Origin of the sequence: Neoroseomonas rubea (genome assembly GCF_016106015.1) — a bacterium.
In the GTDB taxonomy this organism is placed as follows: domain Bacteria; phylum Pseudomonadota; class Alphaproteobacteria; order Acetobacterales; family Acetobacteraceae; genus Neoroseomonas; species Neoroseomonas rubea.
In genome coordinates, this window is the sequence record NZ_JACADQ010000700.1 from 1 (window position 1) to 774 (window position 774).

General features: G+C 76.7%; 1 protein-coding gene. It reads left to right on the plus strand.

Annotation, left to right across the window (positions count from 1 at the left end; translation table 11 throughout):
- A partial coding sequence (locus HW577_RS25930; protein WP_232475254.1) for a methyl-accepting chemotaxis protein occupies nucleotides 1-774 on the plus strand: 774 nt, incomplete at both ends.

Consider the following 774-nt stretch of genomic DNA (forward strand, 5'->3'; position numbering starts at 1 on the left):
CGGCCGAGCGCCGCGCCGCCGCCCTGACGCTGGCGGATGAGGTGGAGCGCTCGCTTGGCGGCGTCGCCGCTACGCTCGCGGCCGCCGCGACGCAGCTCGATGGCTCCGCCGCGACCGTCGGGGCCACGGCGGAACACACGCGCGTCATTTCGACGACGACGGGCGAGGGCGCGGAGAAGGCCAGCGCCTCCGTCCAGACCGTCGCGGCGGCGGCGGAGGAACTGACGGCGACGGTGAGCGAGATTTCCCGCCAGATCGTCGCCTCGACCGAGGCGACGAGCGACGCGGCGGCGCAGGCCCGCGCCACCGACCAGACGGTGGGCGCGCTGGCCGACGGCGCGCGGCGCATCGAGGAAGTGGCGCGTATCATCGGCGACATCGCCGGGCAGACCAACCTGCTGGCGCTGAACGCGACGATCGAGGCAGCGCGCGCCGGCGAGGCCGGCAAGGGCTTCGCCGTGGTGGCGGGCGAGGTGAAGGCGCTTGCCGCCCAGACGGCGAAGGCGACCGAGGAGGTCAGCCGCCAGATCGCCGACATGCAGGGCGCGACCCGCGCCGCGATCGACGCCATCCAGGGCATCGCCGGCGCGGTGGAGCGGGCGAGCAGCATCGCCGGCGCCATCGCCGCGGCGGTCGAGGAACAGGGTGCGGCGACGCAGGAGATCGCCCGCGCGGCGGGCGAGGCCGCGCAGGGCACTCAGACCGTCTCGGGCGGCATCGGCCGGGTGGCGGACGCGGCGGCCGAGGCGGCGCGCGCGATCGGCGAGGTGCGCG